General features: G+C 70.9%; 11 protein-coding genes. 3 read left to right on the forward strand and 8 right to left on the reverse strand.

The window, feature by feature from the left end; all coding sequences use genetic code 11:
• Positions 1 to 2: 2 nt before the first annotated feature.
• The 8 genes from clpB to E7V67_017385 form a co-directional block, all read right to left on the reverse strand.
• Positions 3 to 2,612, reverse strand: coding sequence for an ATP-dependent chaperone ClpB (gene clpB, locus E7V67_017350; GenBank protein ID WUR11471.1), 2,610 nt, complete (start codon positions 2,610 to 2,612; stop codon positions 3 to 5).
• Positions 2,613 to 2,713: 101 nt separating this feature from the next.
• Positions 2,714 to 4,804: an EAL domain-containing protein gene (locus tag E7V67_017355; GenBank protein WUR11472.1), complete on the reverse strand. Its 2,091-nt coding sequence runs from the start codon at positions 4,802 to 4,804 to the stop codon at positions 2,714 to 2,716.
• Between the two features lie 169 nt (positions 4,805 to 4,973).
• Positions 4,974 to 5,438, reverse strand: a complete 465-nt coding sequence (moaE, locus tag E7V67_017360; protein ID WUR11473.1) for a molybdopterin synthase catalytic subunit MoaE — start codon at positions 5,436 to 5,438, stop codon at positions 4,974 to 4,976.
• Entirely contained in the window at positions 5,435 to 7,936 is a 2,502-nt protein-coding gene (locus tag E7V67_017365; GenBank protein ID WUR11474.1) for a DUF349 domain-containing protein, read from the reverse strand. The genes moaE and E7V67_017365 overlap by 4 nt, the downstream gene beginning before the upstream one ends.
• 95 nt (positions 7,937 to 8,031) lie before the next feature.
• Complete coding sequence (locus tag E7V67_017370; GenBank protein WUR11475.1) at positions 8,032 to 8,625, reverse strand: hemerythrin domain-containing protein; 594 nt, start codon at positions 8,623 to 8,625, stop codon at positions 8,032 to 8,034.
• A 167-nt stretch (positions 8,626 to 8,792) separates the two neighbouring features.
• Complete coding sequence (locus tag E7V67_017375; protein ID WUR11476.1) at positions 8,793 to 11,216, reverse strand: GNAT family N-acetyltransferase; 2,424 nt, start codon at positions 11,214 to 11,216, stop codon at positions 8,793 to 8,795.
• A 25-nt stretch (positions 11,217 to 11,241) separates the two neighbouring features.
• Positions 11,242 to 12,243 carry a DUF2804 domain-containing protein gene (locus E7V67_017380; protein WUR11477.1) on the reverse strand — a complete coding sequence of 334 codons (1,002 nt, stop codon included), beginning with the start codon at positions 12,241 to 12,243 and terminating at the stop codon, positions 11,242 to 11,244.
• Positions 12,240 to 13,481, reverse strand: coding sequence for a crosslink repair DNA glycosylase YcaQ family protein (locus E7V67_017385; GenBank protein WUR11478.1), 1,242 nt, complete (start codon positions 13,479 to 13,481; stop codon positions 12,240 to 12,242). The genes E7V67_017380 and E7V67_017385 overlap by 4 nt, the downstream gene beginning before the upstream one ends.
• 167 nt (positions 13,482 to 13,648) lie before the next feature.
• Here E7V67_017385 and E7V67_017390 point away from each other — a divergent pair, with 167 nt between their 5' ends.
• The 3 genes from E7V67_017390 (at position 13,649) to E7V67_017400 (ending at position 20,962) form a co-directional block, all read left to right on the forward strand.
• Positions 13,649 to 15,859: a diguanylate cyclase gene (locus E7V67_017390; protein ID WUR11479.1), complete on the forward strand. Its 2,211-nt coding sequence runs from the start codon at positions 13,649 to 13,651 to the stop codon at positions 15,857 to 15,859.
• Positions 15,860 to 15,937: 78 nt separating this feature from the next.
• Complete coding sequence (locus tag E7V67_017395) at positions 15,938 to 17,176, forward strand: exonuclease SbcCD subunit D C-terminal domain-containing protein (GenBank protein WUR11480.1); 1,239 nt, start codon at positions 15,938 to 15,940, stop codon at positions 17,174 to 17,176.
• Entirely contained in the window at positions 17,177 to 20,962 is a 3,786-nt protein-coding gene (locus tag E7V67_017400) for an AAA family ATPase (GenBank protein WUR11481.1), read from the forward strand.
• Positions 20,963 to 21,051: the final 89 nt, after the last annotated feature.

A 21,051-nucleotide genomic window follows, 5' to 3' on the forward strand; every position in this document is an offset into this window, starting at 1 on the left:
GCTTACAGCCGGACGACCTCTTCCTTGCCATCGGCGCCGAACACGAGCGCACCGTCGCGGGCATCGATCGCGATCGTATCCTTCGGCCCGAAGCGGCCCTCGAGGATCAGCTTGGACAGCGGATTCTCGATCTGCTGCTGGATGGCCCGCTTCAGCGGCCGTGCGCCATACACGGGGTCGTAGCCGGCCTCGGCGATCTTGTGCAGCGCCGCGTCCGTTACCTGCAGGTCCATGTCCATCCGTTTCAGGCGCTGTTCCAGGATCGCCAGCTGGATCTTGGCGATCGAACCGATGTTCTTCTCGTCCAGGCCATGGAACACGACGATCTCGTCGATCCGGTTGACGAACTCCGGCCGGAAATGCGCCCGCACCTCGGCCATCACGGCCAGCTTGACGACGGCCGGATCGGATTCCTCCATCGACTGGATCTTCTGCGAGCCCAGGTTCGACGTCATGATGATCACCGTGTTCTTGAAGTCCACCGTGCGGCCCTGGCCATCCGTCATGCGGCCGTCGTCCAGCACCTGCAGCAGCACGTTGAACACGTCGTGGTGCGCCTTTTCCACCTCGTCCAGCAGGATCACGCTGTAAGGCTTGCGGCGCACGGCCTCGGTCAGGTAGCCGCCTTCGTCATAGCCCACGTAGCCCGGCGGCGCGCCGATCAGCCGGGCCACCGAGTGCTTCTCCATGAACTCGCTCATGTCGATGCGGATCAGCGAGTCCTCGCTGTCGAACAGGAAGGACGCCAGGGCTTTCGACAGCTCGGTCTTGCCGACGCCCGTCGGGCCCAGGAACAGGAACGAGCCGTACGGCCGGTTCGGGTCCGCCAGGCCGGCGCGCGAACGCCGGATCGCGTCGGCCACGGCGTTGATCGCCTCATCCTGGCCCACCACGCGCTCGTGCAGCTTTTCCTCGATGTGCAGCAGCTTGTCGCGCTCGCCCTGCATCATGCGCGACACGGGAATGCCCGTCGCGCGCGAGACCACCTCGGCGATTTCCTCGGCCCCGACCTGGGTACGCAGCAGCTTCGGCTTTTCCGCATCGGCGGCGGCGCCGCTGGACTCGGCCTGCTTCAGCTGGGCCTCCAGCTCGGGCAGGCGGCCGTACTGCAGCTCGGAGACGCGCTGCCAGTTCGACGCCCGCGTCGCCTCCTCCATCTGCTGGCGGATACGCTCGATCTCTTCCTTGATGTGCGTGGTACCCTGCACGTTGGCCTTCTCGGCCTTCAGCACTTCCTCGTAGTCGTTGTACTCGCGCTGCAGCTTGGCGATTTCCTCGTCGATCAGGTCGAGCCGGCGGCGCGACGCCTCGTCCTTCTCGCGCTTGACGGCTTCCTTCTCGATCTTCAGCTGGATCAGGCGGCGCTCCAGCTTGTCCATCACTTCGGGCTTGGAGTCGATCTCGATCTTGATCTTCGAGGCCGCCTCGTCGATCAGGTCGATCGCCTTGTCGGGCAGGAAGCGGTCCGTGATGTAGCGGTGCGACAGCTCGGCCGCCGCGATAATCGCCGGGTCCGTGATCTCGACCTTGTGGTGCAGCTCGTACTTGTCCTGCAGCCCACGCAGGATCGCGATCGTGGCCTCCACGGTCGGCTCGTCCACCAGGATCTTCTGGAAGCGGCGCTCCAGCGCGGCATCCTTCTCGATGTATTTGCGGTATTCGTCCAGGGTGGTGGCGCCGACGCAGTGCAGCTCACCGCGCGCCAGCGCGGGTTTGAGCATGTTGCCGGCGTCCATCGCGCCCTCGGCCTTGCCGGCGCCCACCATCGTGTGCAGCTCGTCGATGAAGACGATGGTCTGGCCCTCGTCCTTGGCCAGCTCGTTCAGCACGGACTTCAGGCGCTCCTCGAACTCGCCGCGGAACTTGGCGCCGGCCAGCAGCGCCGCCATGTCGAGCGACAGCACGCGCTTGCCGCGCAGCGAATCGGGCACCTCGTTGTTGACGATGCGCTGGGCCAGGCCCTCGACGATGGCGGTCTTGCCGACGCCGGGTTCGCCGATCAGCACGGGATTGTTCTTGGTGCGGCGCTGCAGCACCTGGATGGCGCGGCGGATCTCGTCGTCGCGGCCGATCACGGGGTCCAGCTTGCCCTGGCGCGCCCGTTCCGTCAGGTCGAGCGTGTATTTCTTCAACGCCTCGCGCTGCCCTTCGGCTTCCTGCGAGTCGACCTTATTGCCGCCGCGCACCGTGTCGATGGCCGCTTCCAGCGCCTTGCGCGCCAGCCCGTGCTCGCGCGCCAGGCGGCCCGCGTCGGACTTGTCTTCCGTCAGCGCCAGCAGCACCATCTCGCTGGAGACGAACTGGTCGCCGCGCTTCTGCGCTTCCTTGTCCGCCAGGTTCAGCACGGCGATGAACTCGCGGCTGACCTGCACGTTGCCGCCGGTGCCGGATACCTTCGGCAGCCCCTCCTGGCTGGCCTTCAGCGCCTTCGACAGGCCGCCGACGTTGACGCCGGCGCGCTGCAGCAGCGAGCGCGCGGCGCCGTCGTCCTGCTCCAGCAGCGCGCTCAGCAGGTGGGTCGGTTCGATATAGGGGTTGTCGTTGCCGACGGCCAGGCTCTGGGCGTCGGCGAGTGCTTCCTGCAGCTTGGTGGTGAGTTTGTCTTGACGCATTTTGCGCACACTCCAAAGTTTTATCTGCAAATAAAGTAAGGATGTGCCGACCCTTTTTCAAGGAGGGTTTTTTAGCCAGAGTAACTATATGCGGGTAACTACTACGCATGACCGACGCCGGCGGCGCTGTAGGCGTGTTCGAACTCGGCCATCGGTACCGGCCGGCCCAGCAGGAAGCCCTGCAGCGACGAGCAGCCGCCATGCGTCAGGAAGCTGCGCTGCGCTTCCAGTTCGACGCCCTCGGCGACGATCTCCAGCTCGAATTTGCGCGCCAGGGCGATGATGGCCTCGACGATGGACGCGGAGCCGGGGTCGATGCCGAGATTGCGCACGAACGAACGGTCGATCTTCAGCGCGGACAGCGGGAAGCGCTGCAGGTAGGCCAGCGACGAGTAGCCGGTACCGAAGTCGTCCAGTGCGAAGCAGATGCCGCGCGCGCGCAGCTCGAACATGCGCCGGGTGATTTCCTGCATGTCCTCGGCAAACACGCTTTCCGTCAGCTCCAGGTACAGCCGCCCGGGCGGCGCGCCGGTGACATCCAGTATCCGTGCCACCCGCTCCGGGAACTCGGGATCGCGCATCTGGTGCACGCTGACGTTGACGGCCAGCTTCAGGTGGCCCAGCATCGCGTCGCCATCCCAGCGCGCGAGCGCGCGGCAGCTTTCCTTCAGCACGTGCTCGCCCAGCGGCAGGATCAGGCCGGACTCCTCGGCAAAGCCGATGAAGTGGTCGGGCCCCAGCAGTTCGGCGCCGCGCTGCCAGCGCACCAGGACCTCGCCGCCCGTCAGGTTGCCGTGGCAGTCGAACTGCGGCTGGCAGAACAGCCGGAACTGCCCCAGCGACAGGCCGTCGCGCATCGCCGCCTCGAACGCGGCGCGGCGGTCCGCCGCGTCCTGCATGCTGGGATCGAAGAAGCGCGCCACGCCGCGTCCGTCCGCCTTGGCGCGGTACATCGCCAGGTCGGCCTGCTTGAGCAGCGTTTCGATATTGGTGCCATGGCCGCCGAACAGCGCGATGCCGATGCTGGCGGTGCTGCGGAACAACACGGTGCCCAGCTGGTAGGACTGGCCCAGCGCCGCCAGGATCTTGCTCACGACCCGGTCCGCCTCGGCCGCGGCGCCGGCGGGTGTCCCGCCCAGCCCTTCCAGCACGACGACGAACTCGTCGCCGCCCAGCCGGGCCAGCTCGTCGCTGTGGCGCACGGTGGCGCGCAGCCGCTGGGCGGCCTGGCGCAGCAGCAGGTCGCCCATGTCGTGCCCCATCGTATCGTTGAGCAGCTTGAAGTTGTCCAGGTCCAGGTACAGCAGTGCGCTGTACTGGCCCGAGCGCTCGCCGCGGGCCAGCACGTGCTCCAGTTCCTCGAGCAGGAAGCGGCGGTTGGGCAGGCCCGTCAGGTGGTCGAAATAGGCCAGTTCATAGATACGCCGTTCGGTGCGCTTGCGCTCGGTCAGGTCGGTATTCACGCCGGACATGCGCACAGGGCGGCCGCTACTGTCGCGCAGCACATAACCACGCGACAGCACGGGCACATAGTGGCCGTCGCGGTGGCGCAGGCGGAATTCCAGGCTGTAGCCGTCGCGGCCGCTGGGCAGCAGTTCGGCCAGATAGGCCGTGATCATCGGGTCGTCGTCCGGGTGCAGCATGCGGCGCCAGGCACCGGGGTCGGCAGACTCCTCGCCAGCGCGATAGCCCAGCATGTTCCACCAGCGCTCGGAGTAATAGACCTCGCCGCTGACCAGGTCCCAGTCCCATGGCGCGTCGGTCGAGCCCTTCAGCACCAGCCGCAGGCGCTTCTCGGATTTCTCCAGCGACTCCTGCGTGCGTTTCAGCGCCGTGCAATCGGTGAAGCAGACGACGACCTGGCGCGGCAGGCCCGCTTCGTCGTACTCGGGATAGGCATTGCACAGCAGCCAGGTGACGCCGTCGGGACCGGCCACGCCGGCCACCAGGCCAGCCAGCTTCTCGCCCGTGCGCAGCACGCGATTGGCGGGAAATTCGTCGGCCGGCATGACCGAACCGTCCTCGCGCAGCAGTTGCCAGGCCGCGCTGCTGGCCTCGAGCCCGAGCAGTTGCGCCTCGCTGCGCCCCAGCAGTTCCTGGGCCAGCCGGTTGGCAGACAGGATACGGCCGTCGGCACCGTGCACGACGACCCCGGCCGGCAGGTGCTCGTGCAGCGCGTCGAGGCGACTCAAGACTTCCGCTGAAGTGGTCGGCGACATGGGAATCCCGGTAGGCTGGAACGTATCGGCTGATACTAGCATCGACCTCGCGCACGCCGCGCACCGACGGCGGTCGCCCAGGACATGCCTTTCGCCAACGCGGAACAACGCCGGGGACAGGCACCTGTCCCCTCGGCTTAACTCAGCCGGCAACGCGCCACTTGTCCAGCGCCACGTCGTCGCTGACCCGCGCATCCACCCAGCGCGCGCCCTCGGGCGTCTGTTCCTTCTTCCAGAACGGCGCCTCCGTCTTCAGGTAGTCGATGATGAACTCGCAGGCCGCGAAGGCCTCGCCCCGGTGCGCCGACGTGACGGCGACCAGCACGATCTGGTCCTGCGGCAACAAGGGGCCGACGCGGTGGATGACCAGCGCATCGAAGATGGGCCAGCGCGCCTGCGCCTGGTCGATGATGGCCTCGATCGACGCTTCCGTCATGCCGGGGTAATGCTCCAGTTCCATCGCCGCCACCTGGGCGCCCTCGTTCAGGTCGCGCACGGTGCCAAGGAACGTGACGACACCGCCGACCTTGGCATTGGTGGCGCGCAGTGCCGCCACCTCGCGCGCCAGATCGAAATCCTCGGCCTGGATGCGGACCCGGGCCGTCACGCGCCGGCTCCGACGCGGCGGAACAGCGTCTCGATGCGGCTGGCGGTGCGGTCGTCCACCAGCGCCGGCAACGCGCACAGCTCCAGGAAGCGGGCCGCATGGCTGGCCGGCTTGTGCCCCGACTTGAGCGAATCCTGCAGCACCTCGACCTGCATCTTCAGGCGCTCGCGCGCGAACTCGGCGCCGCTGTCGACGCCGGCCACGATTTCCTGCCGCAGCACCTCGGACAGCACGCGCGCGCGGTTCCCTTCCAGCGTGGCGGCATAGGCGGCGCGCGCGCCTGCGTCGGCGGCCGCCTTCAGCGCCGCGTCGAAGCGGCCGCGCAGCGTGCGCTCATACTCGGCCGGCAGCGCCGGGAGCTCCTGCCAGCGCGCCGTCCAGGCTTGCGCGTCGATCTCGTCAGGCCCTGCCAGCGCCGCCTCCAGCCCCTGCACGAGGCGCAGCTTGTCGCGCATCGCGCTGGCCTGGGCCGCGCCGGCGCGCTTGCGGATCGCATCGGCCTGGCCCTGCAACCGGGCCACGGCGGCGCGGTAGCGCTGCTCGATGCGCTGCTCGGCCGCGCGCGGCACGGCGCCCGTCGCGTGCCAGGCCGTGGCCGCGTCCTTCAGCGCCTTGGCGATGGCTGCCGCCTGCTGCTTGTCGTCGCCCTCGAACGTGGCGCCTTCCAGCTGGGCGCAGATCGCTTCGCGCGCATGCAGGTGGGCCTTGCGTTCGTGGTCGGCCGCGTGGGCCGATTCCTTGCGCTTGGCAAAAATGGTGTCGCAGGCGGCGCGGAACTTCTGCCACAGGGCCTGCTCCTGCTTGCGCTCCAGCGGCAGCGCCTTGGCATGACCCTGCCAGCTTTCCTGCAGCCCGCGCAGCGTGTCCACCGTGTGGCGGTCGGCCGGGTTGAGCTTGTAGACTTCCTCGATCAGCTGCTCGCGCCGCGCCACCTCGATGCGGCGCTGCTCTTCCAGCGGCGCCATCAGCGTTTCCATCGCCCGGCCGAACGCGCCATCCAGCTTTTTCTTGTCCTTGCGGTCGATCGTGCCCAGCCGGCTCCAGGCCTGGCGCAGCCGCTGCGAGGCGGAGGCCAGCGCGCGCCAGTCGCCGCGCGCCGCCGGGGTATCGGCGATCAGCGCGTGCACCTCGTCGATCATCGCCTGCGCCTTGGCCGCGTTGCCATGGCGCTCGTCGGCCAGCTGCTTGAAGTGGGCGGCGGCCGGCGCATAGGCCGTGGTGCAGGCGGCGTCGAATTTCTCCCACAGGCTCTTCGGCGCGGGGCCGGACACGCTGTCCAGCGCCTTCCACCGTTCGCGCATCGCGGAAACCTTCTTCGCCAGTTCGCTCATCGACAGCTGCTGGGCCGGCAGTTCCTCGACCGCATGCACCAGCTCCTCGCGCGATACGTTGCCACCCCAGCGCGCCCAGGCGGACAGGCGCTTGAACTCGGCACGCACATGGGCCAGCCGCTCCGACTGCTGCGGCGTCAGCCGGCCAGTCTTGCTTTCCTTCAGCGTCTTGTCGTGCTCGGCCGCCGTATGCAGCTGCCCCTGCTCGAGCGCCGCTTCCATCGCGTCCACCAGTGCCATGAAGCGCTGGTTGGCTTCCTTGTCGGCCGGCGTGGCCTTGTGCTTCTCCTTCGGCGGCCGCGGCGGTACGGCAGCGGCCGGCGCGCCTTCGGCAGCGGCGGCCGCGGCCGGCTGCTGCGCAGGCACATCCGCCTCCGCCTCCGGCTGGGCCGGGGCCTGGACCGGTTGCGGCGCGGGCGGTGCCGTCGGCTGGGCCTGGGCGGCCAGCGCAGCGCGGGCCTGCGCCAGCGCCTGTTCGAAATCGTTCAGCAGGTGGCGCGGCAGCGTCGCGTGTTCGGGCGCGGCCAGGTGTGCGGCATGCTGCGCCGCCAGCTGCTCCAGCTCGGCCTGGGCGGCCGTCATCGATGCGCCGCCCGCCGCGAGCCGGCGCACGGCCGGCAGCGCATCGATGACGGCGCGCTGCAGGCTGACCTGCGCTTCCAGCCGCGCACCCAGCGCCGCGCGCAGGCCGTCGAACTGTTGCGCCAGCTCGGGCGGCGCGGCGATGACCTGCCACAGCCGGTCGAGGTCGGCCACCTGGTTCGGCGTCAGCTTTTCGTCCTGCAACAAGCGCTGGGCCGTGGCAATGCTGAGCTCGGCCTGGCGCTGCTCGGCCTGCTGGTGCCGGATCGCATCGAGCCGGCCCTGCACGAGCTTGGCGACGCGGCGATCCGTGTTGCGCACGGCCTGCTGCACCCGCTCCAGCATCGGCTGCGACACCACGTGTTCGGCCGCCGCCAGCCGTACGTCGGCGAATTCGCTCTGCAGGATCAGTTCGACCGCGGCCGCTTCGTTGCCGGCCAGGCCGCGTGCGGCCTCGGCCTGCGCGGCGCGGCGCGCGGCGGCGTCGGCCTGGCCTTCAGGCCGCGCACCTTCGCTACCTTCCGGCGCGCCCGCCTGGGATTCGGGGCCCTTGTCGCCCGGCCGTCGGAACAGGAATTCAAACATGATGTGCTATCGATGGATCAAAACCACCATCATAGCGCAGCGCCGCTTTTCGCGGCGGCGAAGCGCACCCTGCCCCCACACTGCGCGGGCAATGCCTACTTGCCGGCGGCGGCGCGCTGCACGGTACCGCGCATGGGCTTGCGGCGCAGCACCGGATCGTCCGGGATCAGGATGTCGAGTTCCGTGACAGCGCCTGCCGGCGGCGCCAGTCGCGGCAGCAGCGTGATCGGCTCGCTCTCGCCGGGCGTGCCGTCCACGCCGCTGCGGCGCGCTTCGGCCACCTGGGCGTCGTGCGCCAGCAGCTTGTTGGCCAGCGCGAACCAGGCATCACCGCAGATGGCGCTGCGGGCGATGGCGAACAGCTCCTTCTCCTCCTTCTCGAGGCGCTGCAGCAGTGCGCCGCAGAAGCCTTCGATGGCTTCGCGCACGGTCTGCACCTCGCTGTCGTCGCGCAGGCCCTGTTCCAGGTTCTGCTTGAGACGGCGCACCACGGCCAGCGCCGACGCGTTCAGCCGGCTCAACTCGTCGAGCAGCTGGTCGGCCCGCTCGGTGGCCTGGCGCAGCGCCGGGATCAGGTACAGCTCGACCTTGCGCCAGTGGCAGGCCTGGTACAGGCGTTCGAGCGTTTCGCATGCGTATTCAAGTTGCGACAGCGTGAGGCTCTGCTGACGGGTCAGCGTCGATTGCACATACTTCTGGAATGAAAGCAGACTCAGACGGATGTGCGCCTGTTCGACGGACAACGCAACCAGGGTGTATGTGGCCGTTAACATTATGACTCCCAGGGCTGGACGGAAGTTCAAGTGTAAAGTGCGCCGACAGGCGGACTTTGAGCCAGCGCAAACCCGGCGACAGGTCAATTCCTACCGGGCTCGGATGATTTGGCATGCAAGCCCCCGTTCAGCTGCAGCGCCAGCTCGACAGTGCCAGGTTCCGCGCCGGGCAGCACGCGTCCGCCGAACCGTTTCACCAGTTGTTGTACGCCCACATTTTCCGCCAGCGCCTCGCCGGTCAGCCCGGCCGTGCCGCGGTCGCGGAAATATTCCACCAGCTTGCGGAACAGGATCGTGCCCAGCCCCTGCCCTTTCAGGTCGGAACGGATCGTGATGGCAAACTCGGCCTGCGCATTGTCGGGATCGGCGACAGCGCGCACCACGCCCAGCGTCTCCGCCTGGCCGTCGGCGCCCGTGCGGGTGGCGATGAACGCCATCGCACGGTCGTAGTCGATCTGCGTCAGCCGCGCCAGCTGGGCCGGCGGCAGCTCGCGCAAGGCCGTGAAGAAACGCATGCGCACGTCGTCCGGATCGAGCGCGGCAAAGAAGCGCACGTGCGCCGGCGCGTCCTCCGGCCGGATCGGCCGCAACAGCAGCGGCATGCCCTGCCACGCCACCGTTTCCTCCAGCGCCTGCGGATACGGCCGGATCGCCAGCGCCGTCTCCGGCCGCGCCGGGCCCAGCTCGACGACGGCGTCCAGCACCAATAGCCCGGCATCGGCCGGCTGGACCGGGTCGAGGCGCAGCGCCGCCACCTCGTCCAGGTCGGCCGCCAGCTGTGCCACCGCCACCAGCGCCGCGTGCACGCCATCCGCCGCCGTGGCCTGCCCTTGCAGCGCGCGGCCGGCACGGCTGCGCTGCACGATGTCGCGCGCCAGTACCGTGTTCAGTGGCGGCAGGCCGACGGCGCGGTCGCCCGCCGCATGCCCGGCCGCGCCACCGAGGCCGAACGAGATGGCCGGGCCGAACACCGGATCGACGTCCATTGCGATGCGCAGCAGCGCGCGCCCGGCATCGCAGGGCCCCCCGTCGGCCAGCACCAGGTCGTAGGCGGCCAGCACGCTGCGCGCCTGCGCCGCGTCCAGGCGTGCCTGGCCGGCCGCGCGCGCCTCGCGCACCAGCTGCCGCGCCGCCAGCCGGCGCGCCTCGTCCGCCGGCCCGGCCGCCGCCTCCTGCCGCGGCACCTCGATCAGCAAGGCCTGGTTGCGCTGGTACTGCACGATCTGGCCGAACGCGCGCACGGCCTTTTCCGGCGTGTCGTAGGTGGGCAGGTTGGCGTCGGCGAACACCTTGCGCGCCGCCTGCACGCCCTCGCCGCCCAGCCAGCACGACAGCACGCTGCGCCCGCCGGCGCGGATCAGCGGCGCCAGCGCCTGTGCCACCTCGGTGCTGCCGGCCGCCGACGTCGGCGCGTGCACCAGCAGCAGCGCATCGGCCTGGGGTTCGGCCAGCATGGCCGCCAGCGCGGCGGCATGGCGCGCGGTATCGGCGCGCACGCCGATATCGAGCGGGTTGGCCGGCACCATCCCGTCCGGCACGTGCGGACGCAGGCGCCGCACCGTTTCCGGCGACAAGGTGGCGAGCTGGCCGCCGATCCAGTCCAGGGCGTCGCTGGCCAGGAGGGCCAGGCTGGTGCCATTGCAGATGACGCCCAGCCGCTCGCCGGCCAGCGGTCGCGCCCGTGCCACCGTTTCCACCGCGTCGAACAGGTCGGCCGACGAATGCACGCGCAGCATGCCGGCGCGGCGGATGGCCGCGTCGACCACGCGGTCGTCGCCCTCGCGGCCGGACTTCAGCACCACGACCGGCTTGCCGCGCGCGGCGATGCGGGCCGCCGACAGGAACTTGCGCGCATTGCCGATGCTTTCCAGGTGCAGCACGATGGCGCTGGTGTCGGCGTCGCCGGCCAGGAAGTCCAGCAGGTCGCCCACGTCGATGTCGACGCTCTCGCCCAGCGACACCACGCGCGAGAAGCCGATGCTCTGCTGGCGCGCCCAGTCCAGCACCGCCGTCATCAGCATGCCCGACTGCGACACGAAGGCGATGCGGCCCGGGCGCGCGCCCACGTGCGCCACGCTGGCGTTCAGGCCCGCGGCCGGCGCCACCAGGCCGATGCCGCCGGGGCCCAGGATGCGCAGCTGGTAAGGCCGCGCCGCCTTCAGCATGGCCTGGCGCACGGCCGGCGGCAACGGCGTCAGCACGATCACGGCGCGGGTGCCGCGCGCCCCCAGGTCGCCGATCAGCCCTGGCACCGTGTCCGGCGGCGTGCAGACGACGGCCAGGTCAGGCCCACCGCCCGCCACTTTCGGCAGCGCGGCCACGCGCGGGTAGCACGGGATGCCGAGCAGCTCGTCGTACTTCGGATTGACGGGCCACAGGGCGCCGGCGAAGCCGCTTTCGGCCATGTTGGCCAGCACCGTGGTGCCGATCCGGCCTGGCTGGAGCGAGGCACCGACGATGGCGATGCTGCGGGGCTCGAACATCCGGTCCAGTTGACGCACGCTCATCGCGGTCCTTGTCGTTTGGTTGGCGCTACCAGCGCGCGAAATGGTCTTCCGTCACGCCAGCCAGCCGTTCGATGGTGCGCTTCGGCTGCTCCGGCGTGCCGCGCACCCAGCCGCTGAAAGTGCCCAGCGGTTGCACGTAGCGGCTGGCGGCGATCTTCAGGTCGCGGTTCTCGCGCCGCGCCGCGTCGGGCGTGAAGATCAGGTCCAGGCAGTCGTCTTCCGTGAAGATGTGCCAGGGCGCCAGCACGTCCTTGCGGTCGACGATGAAGCGGGCCGGCCCCAGCGGATACAGCGCGCCATCGAGCCAGACCGCGTTCTCGCAGGCGCCGAAATAGCCGGCCTGCAGGTTGAAGCCCACGTCCAGCGCATGCGCCGACGCCCAGCGCCAGGCCGTCTCGCGCGCCAGCAGGCCGTTCGACAGGTCGCAGCTGGCCACGCCGCCATCCAGGCGATACTCCTCGCGCCACGTGCGCACCTCGCCGGTCAGCGGCAGGCCGCCCGACTTCTGGGTGGCGTGCACGCTGCCGCCTCGAATCAGCCCGGTCGCCAGCAGCGGCGGCGCCGGCGCCGGACCGAAGCGCGCTTCGATCTGCAGCCAGGGGCAGCGCAGCGTCAGCGCCTCCGGGCCGATCTCGATGTGCGTGGCGCGGCGCCGGAAGCGGCTGGTGCCGCCCGGGCCATCGGCCACGGCGACCGAGAGCCGCCCGGGCAAGCCGTCTTCCGAGAAGTTGGCCAGCATGTCGCCGTCGCCGCGATCGAAGGCGTAGCCGAAGCAGCTGCTCATCCAGCCCAGGTCGACGATGGCGACGGCGCAGAAGATCCGCTCCGTGGCCAGGGCGACGTAATGCCAGCGCTTGTTGTGCAAGCGCCGCCACAAGCCGCTGCGCGCGTGCGGGCGCGCCAGGCGCTCCCAGTCGCAGCCCTGCAGCGCCCCGGCGAAGCGGCCCAGCGCCGGCTGGCCGTCGGCTCCGACGACGCGCGCGGGCGCGGGCGGCAGCGCCGCCGGCAGGTCGGCGATGCCGTTCATGCGGCCTCCGCGACGGGCGACTCGGCCAGCGCACCCTGCAGCTGCGCGCCAAAGGACGCGGGCTCGGTACGGCCCACCAGCACACGCGGGCAGGCATGCCACTGCGCGCAGCGGGACAGCGCGCCGGCGATGTCGCGCACGAAGCGCTCGCTGATGCGCGTGCCAGGCTCCAGCGTCAGCGCTTTCAGTTCGAACAGGCCGTCGCGCCGGTGCGCCTTGGCGTCCACCCGCCCCACCAGCGCGCCGCGGCGCAGCAGCGGCAGGGTGAAATAGCCGTGGCGGCGCTTGTCGGCCGGCGTGTAGCATTCCAGCCGGTAGTCGAAGCCGAACAGCTCCAGCGCGCGGCGGCGGTCCCACACGACCGGGTCGAACGGCGACAGGATCGTCGTCAGGGTCGGGACCAGGGTGCCGGCGGCGGCGGCCCGCGCCGCCTCCAGGTGCTCGGGATGCAGGTAGACGGGGTCGCGCCAGCCTGCCACCGCGGCGCGCAGCAGCGCGCCCTCCTCCACCAGCGCCTCCAGGTCCTGGTGCGGCGGCCTGGTGCGGTAGTAATCCGGGACCCAGGCGGCGCGCGCCAGGCCCAGTGCGCGCACCGTGTTCAGGGCGAGTTCGCGCCGCACCTGCGCCGGCCGCGGCAGCGCGGCATCGTCCCAGCCGGGCAGCACGCGTTCGGCCAGGTCGTACACGCGCTGGAAGTTGTGGCGCCGCGCGATCATCAGTTGGCCGGCCGTGTACAGCACTTCCAGCGCCCGCTTCTCGGGCTTCCATTCCCACCAGCCGCCCGCCTTGCCGTCCGTGCGCTCGAAGTCCGCCGCCCGCACCGGACCGTGCGCACGCACGTGCGCCAGCACCTGCTGCACCTCGCGGCAGTGCTCGCGCATCCAGTCGACCGAGTACTTCCAGCCCATCGCGGCCGGGTCGAGCATGCGGTGGCGCAGCAGCCGGTAATCCTCGATCGGCACGAAACACGCCTCGTGCGCCCAGTATTCGAACAGCGCTCCCTCGGCCAGCAGCTCGTCCAGCCAGGCCTGGGGGTAGTCGCCCAGCCGGCTCCACAGCACCAGGTAGGGGCTGCGCGCGACGACGTGGATCGTATCGATCTGCAGCACGCCCATGCGGCGGATCGCGGCCAGCACGTCGGCCTTGCCGGCGCGGCGGCGGCGCGCCGACAGCAGGCCCTGGGCATGCAGGTGCAGCGCGCGTGCCGCGCCGGGGCTGAACAGCAGGGTCTCGGACAAAGGCATCTCCTGGTTGGTGGCGTGGCTATTCTAATAGCGTTTCGCGCCACTGCCGCGCCGATCTGTGGGGTGGCGGTGACAGCGCGCCGTGCCGCGCTGAAAAGATCGCCGATTACGTGCAGAATATCGGCAGGATACTCAACCAGAAAGCGGACATGATCGGGCTGGTGTTGCGCAAATTGTATCGGGCGACCCTGCTACCGTCGTTCGCGCTCGTATTGCTGGGCACGATGTGGACCGCCGTACTGTACCAGGTGCGGCAGGAACGCCTGGCGGCCCGGCAGGAAGCCGTGCTGCAAGCCCACGAGCAGGCCCGCACGCTGGCCGACAACACCGGCTACCTGCTGCGCCAGGCCGACCATGCGAGCCAGCTGTTCAGGGTCAAGTTCGAGGAAGCGCAAGGCCAGCTGGGGCTGGCCGAATTCGCCCGTCCCGGCGGCCTGTTGGCCTCCCTCATCCCGCCCCGGCTCGAGCTGCCTGTCGCGCTGTACCGCAACGACGGCAGCCTGGCCGAGAGCCTGCACGGCCGTTTCGATGACCAGGTCGCGGACCAGGCGTTCTTTCGCGCCCTGGCCGAGCGCGACGGCGACACGGCCCGTGTCGATACGCCCGCCGTCGGCGCGCATGCCGCGCAGTGGCGCATCCGCGTGGCGCGCCGCCTGGTCGATGAGCAGGGCCGCTTTGCCGGCGCCATCGTGCTGCTGGTCGATCCGGCCTGGTTCATCGAGGACTACGACCGCGTGCAGACGGCGCCCGGCGGCCTGGTGCTGCTGCAGAGCCGCGTGACGGGTCTGGCGACTGGCCGCGTGGACGATCGCCTGTTCCATACCGCCACGCTGCGCTTCGGCCCTGGCGCCCAGCCAGAGGAAGTGCGCGACCTGACGCCAGTCGACGGCGTGGCGCGCCTGTATGCGCGCCGCGCACTGCCGCGTTACGGCCTGGCCGCCGTGGTCGGCCATACGCTGGACAGCGCGCTGGCGCGCGCCGAGCGGCGGCGCGACCTGTACCTGGGCAGCGTCGGCCTCGCGTCGCTGCTGGTGCTGGGCTTCACGGCGCTGCTGACGCAACAGAGCCGCCGGCTGCGGCGCAGCACCGAGGCCGCCGAGGACGCCCAGCGCCAGCTGCGCGCGGCGGTGGACGCCAGCCTGGATGCGCTGTTCCTGCTGAAGGCCCACCTGGCCGGCGGGGAGATCGTCGACTTCGTGCTGGCCGACGTCAACGAGCGCGGCGCCGCCATGCTGGGCCACCCGCGCGCCGAGCTGCTGGGCCAGCCGATGGGCGAGCTGGTGCCGGCCTGGCGCGAGGAAGGTTTTATCGACAAGTACCGCACGGTCCTCATCAGCGGCCTGCCGCTGGAGGAGGAATTCGCCACGCGCACGGGTGAACCGCGCTGGCTGCAGCACCAGATCGTCGCCATCGATGGCGGCGTCGCCGTCACCCTGCGCGACATCACGGCGGTGCGCCAGTCCATCGCCGCCCTGCGCGAGAGCGAAGCGCGCCTGCGCACGATCGCCGACAACATGCCGGCGATGATCGCCTACGTCGACCGCGACGAGGTGTATCGCTTCCACAACCGCAGCTACCAGCAGGAGTTCGCGCGCCGCGGCGTGCAGGCCATCGGCCGGCCGGCGCGCGCCGTGCTGGGCGAGCGCCGCTATGCCGAGCTGCTGCCCCACATCCGCCGCGCCCAGGCCGGCGAGAAGGTGCGCTTCGAGGAGGACGAGGGCGAACGCAGTTTCGAAGTCATGTACATCCCGCAGGCGGACGACGGCGGCCACGTGATCGGCTTCCACGTCGTGCGCAACGACGTCACCGCGCAGAAGACGGAGCAGCGCCGCCTGCTCAAGCTGGCGCAGGTCGACCCCTTGACCGGGCTGGCCAACCGGGCCGGATTCAACCACAAACTGCAGGAAGCGATGGTCCAAAGCCGCGACCAGCACACGCTGATGGCCGTGATGTACCTGGACGTGGACCGCTTCAAGCCGGTCAACGACACGCACGGCCACGCGGTGGGCGACGCGCTGTTGAAGGCGTTCGCCGGGCGCCTGGCGCACGCGCTGCGCGCCAGCGACACGGTCGCGCGCCTGGGCGGCGACGAGTTCACCATCGTCATGGAGGGACTGCGCCAGCCGGACGATGCGCTGGCCGCGGCCGCCAAGATCGTGGGTGCGATGCGCGCCCCGTTCGACCTGGACGGCACCACCGTGCGCATCTCGACCAGCGTGGGCCTGGCGTTCTACCGCGACGCCGACCTGACGCCGGCCATGCTGCTGCAGCGCGCCGACGAACTGCTGTACCAGGCCAAGCAGGCTGGCCGCGACACGTTCCGCGCCGACCCGGCCTTCGCCGCCCTGCCCGCCACGTCGGACGTGGCGTGACGCCAGCGCGCACGGACGGCGCCGATACGCTACTATTGCGCTTCCCGACCATCACCCGCATCGCTTAGCCGTACACCCATGCGCCTGCTGCACACCTCGGACTGGCACCTCGGCCAGTCGCTCCACAACTTCGACCGCCAATACGAACACCAGTGCTTCCTGGACTGGCTGGTCGAGACGATCGTGGCCGAACAGGCCGACGCGCTGCTGATCGCCGGCGACGTGTTCGACAACGCCAACCCGTCCGCCGTCTCGCAGCGCCAGTTGTACCGCTTCCTGCAGCAGGCGCGCGCCCGCGTGCCGGGCCTGGACATCGTCGTCACGGCCGGCAACCACGACTCGCCCGGCCGCATCGAGGCCCCCGGGCCGCTGCTGGAGGCGCACGGCACCCAGGTGGTGGGCCACGTGCAGCGCGATGCCGACGGCAATATCGACGTGGCGCGCCTGGTGGTGCCGCTGACGAACCGCGCCGGCGCCGTCGCGGCATGGTGCCTGGCGGTGCCGTTCCTGCGTCCGGCCGACGTGCCGCGCGCGGACCAGGAAGGCGCCGAGGCGGCGGACGGCTACCTGGCCGGCATCGCCGAACTGTACGCCCAGGCCCAGACCCATGCGCTGGCCCTGCGCCAGCCGGGCCAGGCCATCGTCGCGATGGGCCACTGCCACATGGTGGACGGGCAGATGTCGAGCGACTCGGAGCGCCGCATCGTCATCGGCGGCACCGAGATGCTGCCGGCCGGGATGTTCGGGCCGGACGTGGCCTACGCGGCCCTGGGGCACCTGCACCTGGCGCAGCAGATCGGCCGCCACGGCCACATCCGCTACAGCGGCAGCCCGATCCCGCTGTCGTTCTCGGAAGTGCACTACCAGCACCAGGTGCTGCGCATCGACCTCGATGGCGGCACCTTGCAGGACGTCGTGCCGATCCCGGTGCCGCGTGCCGTGCACCTGCTGCGGGTGCCGTCGCGCCCGGCCCCGCTGGCGCAGGTGCTGGACGAGCTGGAAGCGCTCGACTTCCCGCCAGCGCCCGCATACGCGCAGCCGTTCGTCGAGGTGCGCGTGCTGCTGGACGCGCCCGAGCCGGGCCTGCGTTCGCGCATCGAGGCGGCGCTGGAGGGCAAGCACGTGCGCCTGGCCAAGATCGATACGGCCAGCGCCGCGCGCGGCCCCTCGCTGGTCGATGCCGCCGTCTCGCTCGACCAGCTGGCGCAGCTGCAGCCGGACGAGGTGTTCGCCCGCCTGTACCGCCAGAAGTACGGCAACGAGGCCCCGCCCGACCAGGTGGCGGCCTTCGCCGAACTGCTGCTGGCGGGAGCGTAAATGAAGATCCTGCGCATCGGCGGTAAAAACCTGGCCTCGCTGGCGGACGAATTCTCGGTGGACTTCGGCGGCGAGCCGCTGGCGTCAAGCGGCTTGTTCGCCATCAGCGGCCCCACCGGCGCCGGCAAGAGCACCCTGCTCGATGCCTTGTGCCTGGCGCTGTACGACCGCACGCCGCGCCTGGTGCACGCGCGCGGCAAGACGCCGGACGTGGGCGAGCCGATTTCCTCGGACGACCCGCGCACGCTGCTGCGGCGCGGCACGCCGGAGGGTTACGCGGAAGTGGACTTCGTCGGCAACGACGGTAATGCCTACCGTGCGCGCTGGAGCGTGCGCCGCGCCCGCACGCGCGCTGCCGGCGCGCTGCAGCCGACCGCGATGACGCTGCACACGCTGCCGCAACTGCAACCGATCGGCGCCACCAAGACGGAAGTGAAGCAGGAGATCGAGCAGCGCATCGGCCTGAACTTCGAGCAGTTCACCCGCGCCGTGCTGCTGGCGCAGAACGAGTTCGCCACCTTCCTGAAGTCGCAGGACGACGAACGGGGCGTGCTGCTGGAAACGCTGACGGGCAGCACGATCTACAGCGACCTGTCGAAACGGGCGCACGAGCGGCAGAAGCTGGAACTGCACAAGCTGCAGCAGTTGCGCGACCGGCTGGCCGACCAGCAGCCGCTGTCCGGCGAAGCGCGCGCCGAGACCGAACGGCTGGCGCGCGAGGCCGATGCGGCGCTGGCGACGCTGGATACGCGCCGCGGCGCGCTGGAAGCGGACCTGCGCTGGCACGAACAGGCGGTGCGGCTGGCACAAGGCGTCGAGGAGGCGCGCGCCGAGCTGGCCCGGCGCGTTGCCGACGTCAGCGACGCGGCGCCGCGTCATGCGGCCCTGGCGCGCCATGACGCGGTACAGGAAGCGCGGCCGCTGCACGACGAGATCGTGCGGCTGGCGGCGGAGGCGGCACAGGCGCGCGCGGGCGCGGCGCGCTGCGAACAGGAAGCGGAGCAGGCCCGCCTGGCACAAGAAGCCGCGGCTGCCGCCGCGCAGCAGTTGCAGGGCACGCTGGCCGAGGCGGAAGCGGCGCAGGCGGCGGCCGCGCCGCAGCTGGACCAGGCCAAGGCGCTGGACGCGCGCATCGAGGCGATGCAGCCGGCGCACACGCAGGCACGGGCCGCGCGCGACGCGGCGGTCGCCGTCGTCACGCAGGCCGCGGCGGCGCTGTCGGACAAGCGCAACGACCGCCGCAAGCTGCAGGAGGCGCAGCAGTTCGGCCAGGCCTGGCTGGCGGAGCATCGCCAGTGGGCCACCCTGGGCCAGCAGTGGACCCGCTGGGACGCGCTGTTCGCCCAGGCCGGACGCGCGCTGGGCCAGGCCAATACATTCGGCGCCAAGCTGGAGCAGGCACGCGGCACCACGACGCAGCAGCGCGATGCCGAAACGGCGGCGCGCGACCAGCTGGAAGCGGCGGCGCAGCGGGCACAAGCCCTGCTGGCCCAACGCGACGCCGCGGTGCAGGCGCTGGCCGCGTTCGACGGCGACGCACTGCAGCAGCGCCGCGCGACACTGGAACGGCGCCGCGCCGCCTTGGCGGCCGGCGAAAAGGCCTGGCTGGACCTGGCCGCGAAGTCGGCGCGGACGACGGCGCTCGACGAGCAAGGCGCCCAGCTGCGCGCCACCTTGGCCCAGGCCCAGGCGCAACTGGCGCAGGCGCAGCAGGACCATGCAGCGCGCAAGGCGGCGCTGGCGCAGGCCGAACGCGCGCTGGCGCTGGCGGAAGCGGCCTGCGGCGACAGCGTCGAGGCGCTGCGCGACACGCTGGAGGACGGCGTGCCCTGCCCCGTCTGCGGCGCCGAGGAGCATCCGTATCACGGCAACGACAAGCTGCACGCGCTGCTGGAGCAGTTGCGCCAGGACGTCGCGCAAGGCCGCGCCGCGCTGGACCAGCTGATCGAACATGGCGCCACCCAGCGCGCGCTGGTCAATGGCGGCACCGCGCAGCTGGCGCAAGTGGACACCGAACGCACGGCCCTGGCCGATGCGCTGGCGGCGGCACAGCAGCGCTGGCACGCCGCGCGGGAAGCCATCGCGGCGGCGGGTGACGGCGCGGCGCCGGCTGACGGCACCGAGCAGTGGCTGGCCGGGCGCCTGGCCGACGTGGCGGCGGGCTCGCAGGCGCTGGAGCAGGACGAGGCCGGGCTGCGCCGCGCGGCGGCGGCGCGCGATGTCGCACAGCGCGCGTATGACGAAGCGATGGCGGCGCAGGGCAAATGGCAGGCCGCGGCCGCCAACGCGGCCACCGCGCTGGCGCAGGCGGCGACCCAGCTGGAGGCGCTGCAATCGCAGCACCTGGATGCCCAGGCCCGGCTCGATACGCTGCTGGACGAACTGGAGCCGGCCTTCGACGGCATCGAACAGGATGGCGACTGGAAGGAATCCTGGCGCGCGCATCCCGAGCACTTCCACGCGCTGCGCCAGGCCGAAGGCCGCCAGTGGCTGACGCAGCATGCCGCCATCGACGAACGGGCCGTGGCCCTGGCCGCGCTGGAAGTCGAGTTGAACGCGCTGCATGAAGCGCACGGCAAGGCGGCGGCCGACGAGCAGGCCGCCCGCGCCGCGTTCGCGGCCGCCGACGAGGGCTTGCAGCAGGCGCGCACGCAGCGCCTGGCGCTGTGGAACGGCACGCCGGTGCGCGAGGTGGAGGCACGCCTGCGCGCCGCCTGCGACGCCGCCCGTGCGCGTCTGCAGGCGCAGCAGGACGCGGCACAACAGGCGGCGCAGCGACGCACCCGTTGCGACGAGGCGCTGGCGCAGGGCCGGCGCCGCATCGCCGAGCTGGAGGAAGCCAGCGTCGCCGCGACGGAACGCCTGGCCGCCTGGCTGGCCGAATTCCAGCAGGCGCGCACGGAGCCGGACCTGTTCACGCCCGCACCGGACGTCGGCATCGCCTCGCTGGACGAATTGCGTGCACTGCTGGCGCATCCGCTGGAAGCCATCCGCGCCGAGCGGCAGGCGCTGCTGGCGCTGGAGCAGGCCGCCGCGCAGGCGCGCACGGTGCTGCAGGAGCGCGAAGCGCAATGCGCGCGGCACCGCGACAGCGCGCCGGCCGATGGCACGCAGACGATCGAGACGCTGCGCCAACTGCTGCAGGCGCTTGCCGCCGAGCGGCATGCGGCGCACGAGCAGGCCACCGGCTACCGGCTGGCGCTGGCGCGCGACGACGAACGGCGCCGCCGCGCCAGCGACGTGCTGGCCGAGATCGAACGGCAGGAGGCGGTCGAGCGCAAATGGGCGCGCCTGTCCGAGTTGATCGGCTCCGCCGACGGCAAGAAGTTCCGCAACTACGCCCAGCAATTCACGCTGGACGTGCTGCTGGGCTATGCCAACGCCCACCTGGGCCAGCTGGCGCCGCGCTACCAGCTGCAGCGCATCGACAATCCCGCGCAACCGTCGCTCGGTTTGCTGGTGCGCGACCTGCACATGGGCGACGACATGCGCTCGGTGCACTCGCTGTCCGGCGGCGAATCGTTCCTCGTCTCGCTGGCGCTGGCGCTGGGGCTGGCGTCACTGTCGTCCAATCGCGTGCGGGTCGAATCGCTGTTCATCGATGAAGGCTTCGGCAGCCTGGACGCGGAAACGCTGCGCGTGGCGATGGACGCGCTGGACAACCTGCAGTCGATGGGCCGGAAAGTCGGCGTGATCTCGCACGTGCAGGAGATGACGGAGCGGATCGCCACCCGCATCTCGGTGCTGCCGGGGGCTGGCGGGCGCAGTACCGTCAGCGTGCACTGACCGTTCGCAGAAACCCTTGGGGTCAGGCACCGGTCTCCGGTGTTTGTTAAAATCCGCCTTTACCCAAGCCGTTCATATAGAAGAGCACC

The sequence above is a fragment of the [Empedobacter] haloabium genome (genome assembly GCA_008011715.2).
Taxonomy (GTDB): Bacteria; Pseudomonadota; Gammaproteobacteria; order Burkholderiales; family Burkholderiaceae_D; genus Rugamonas; species Rugamonas haloabia.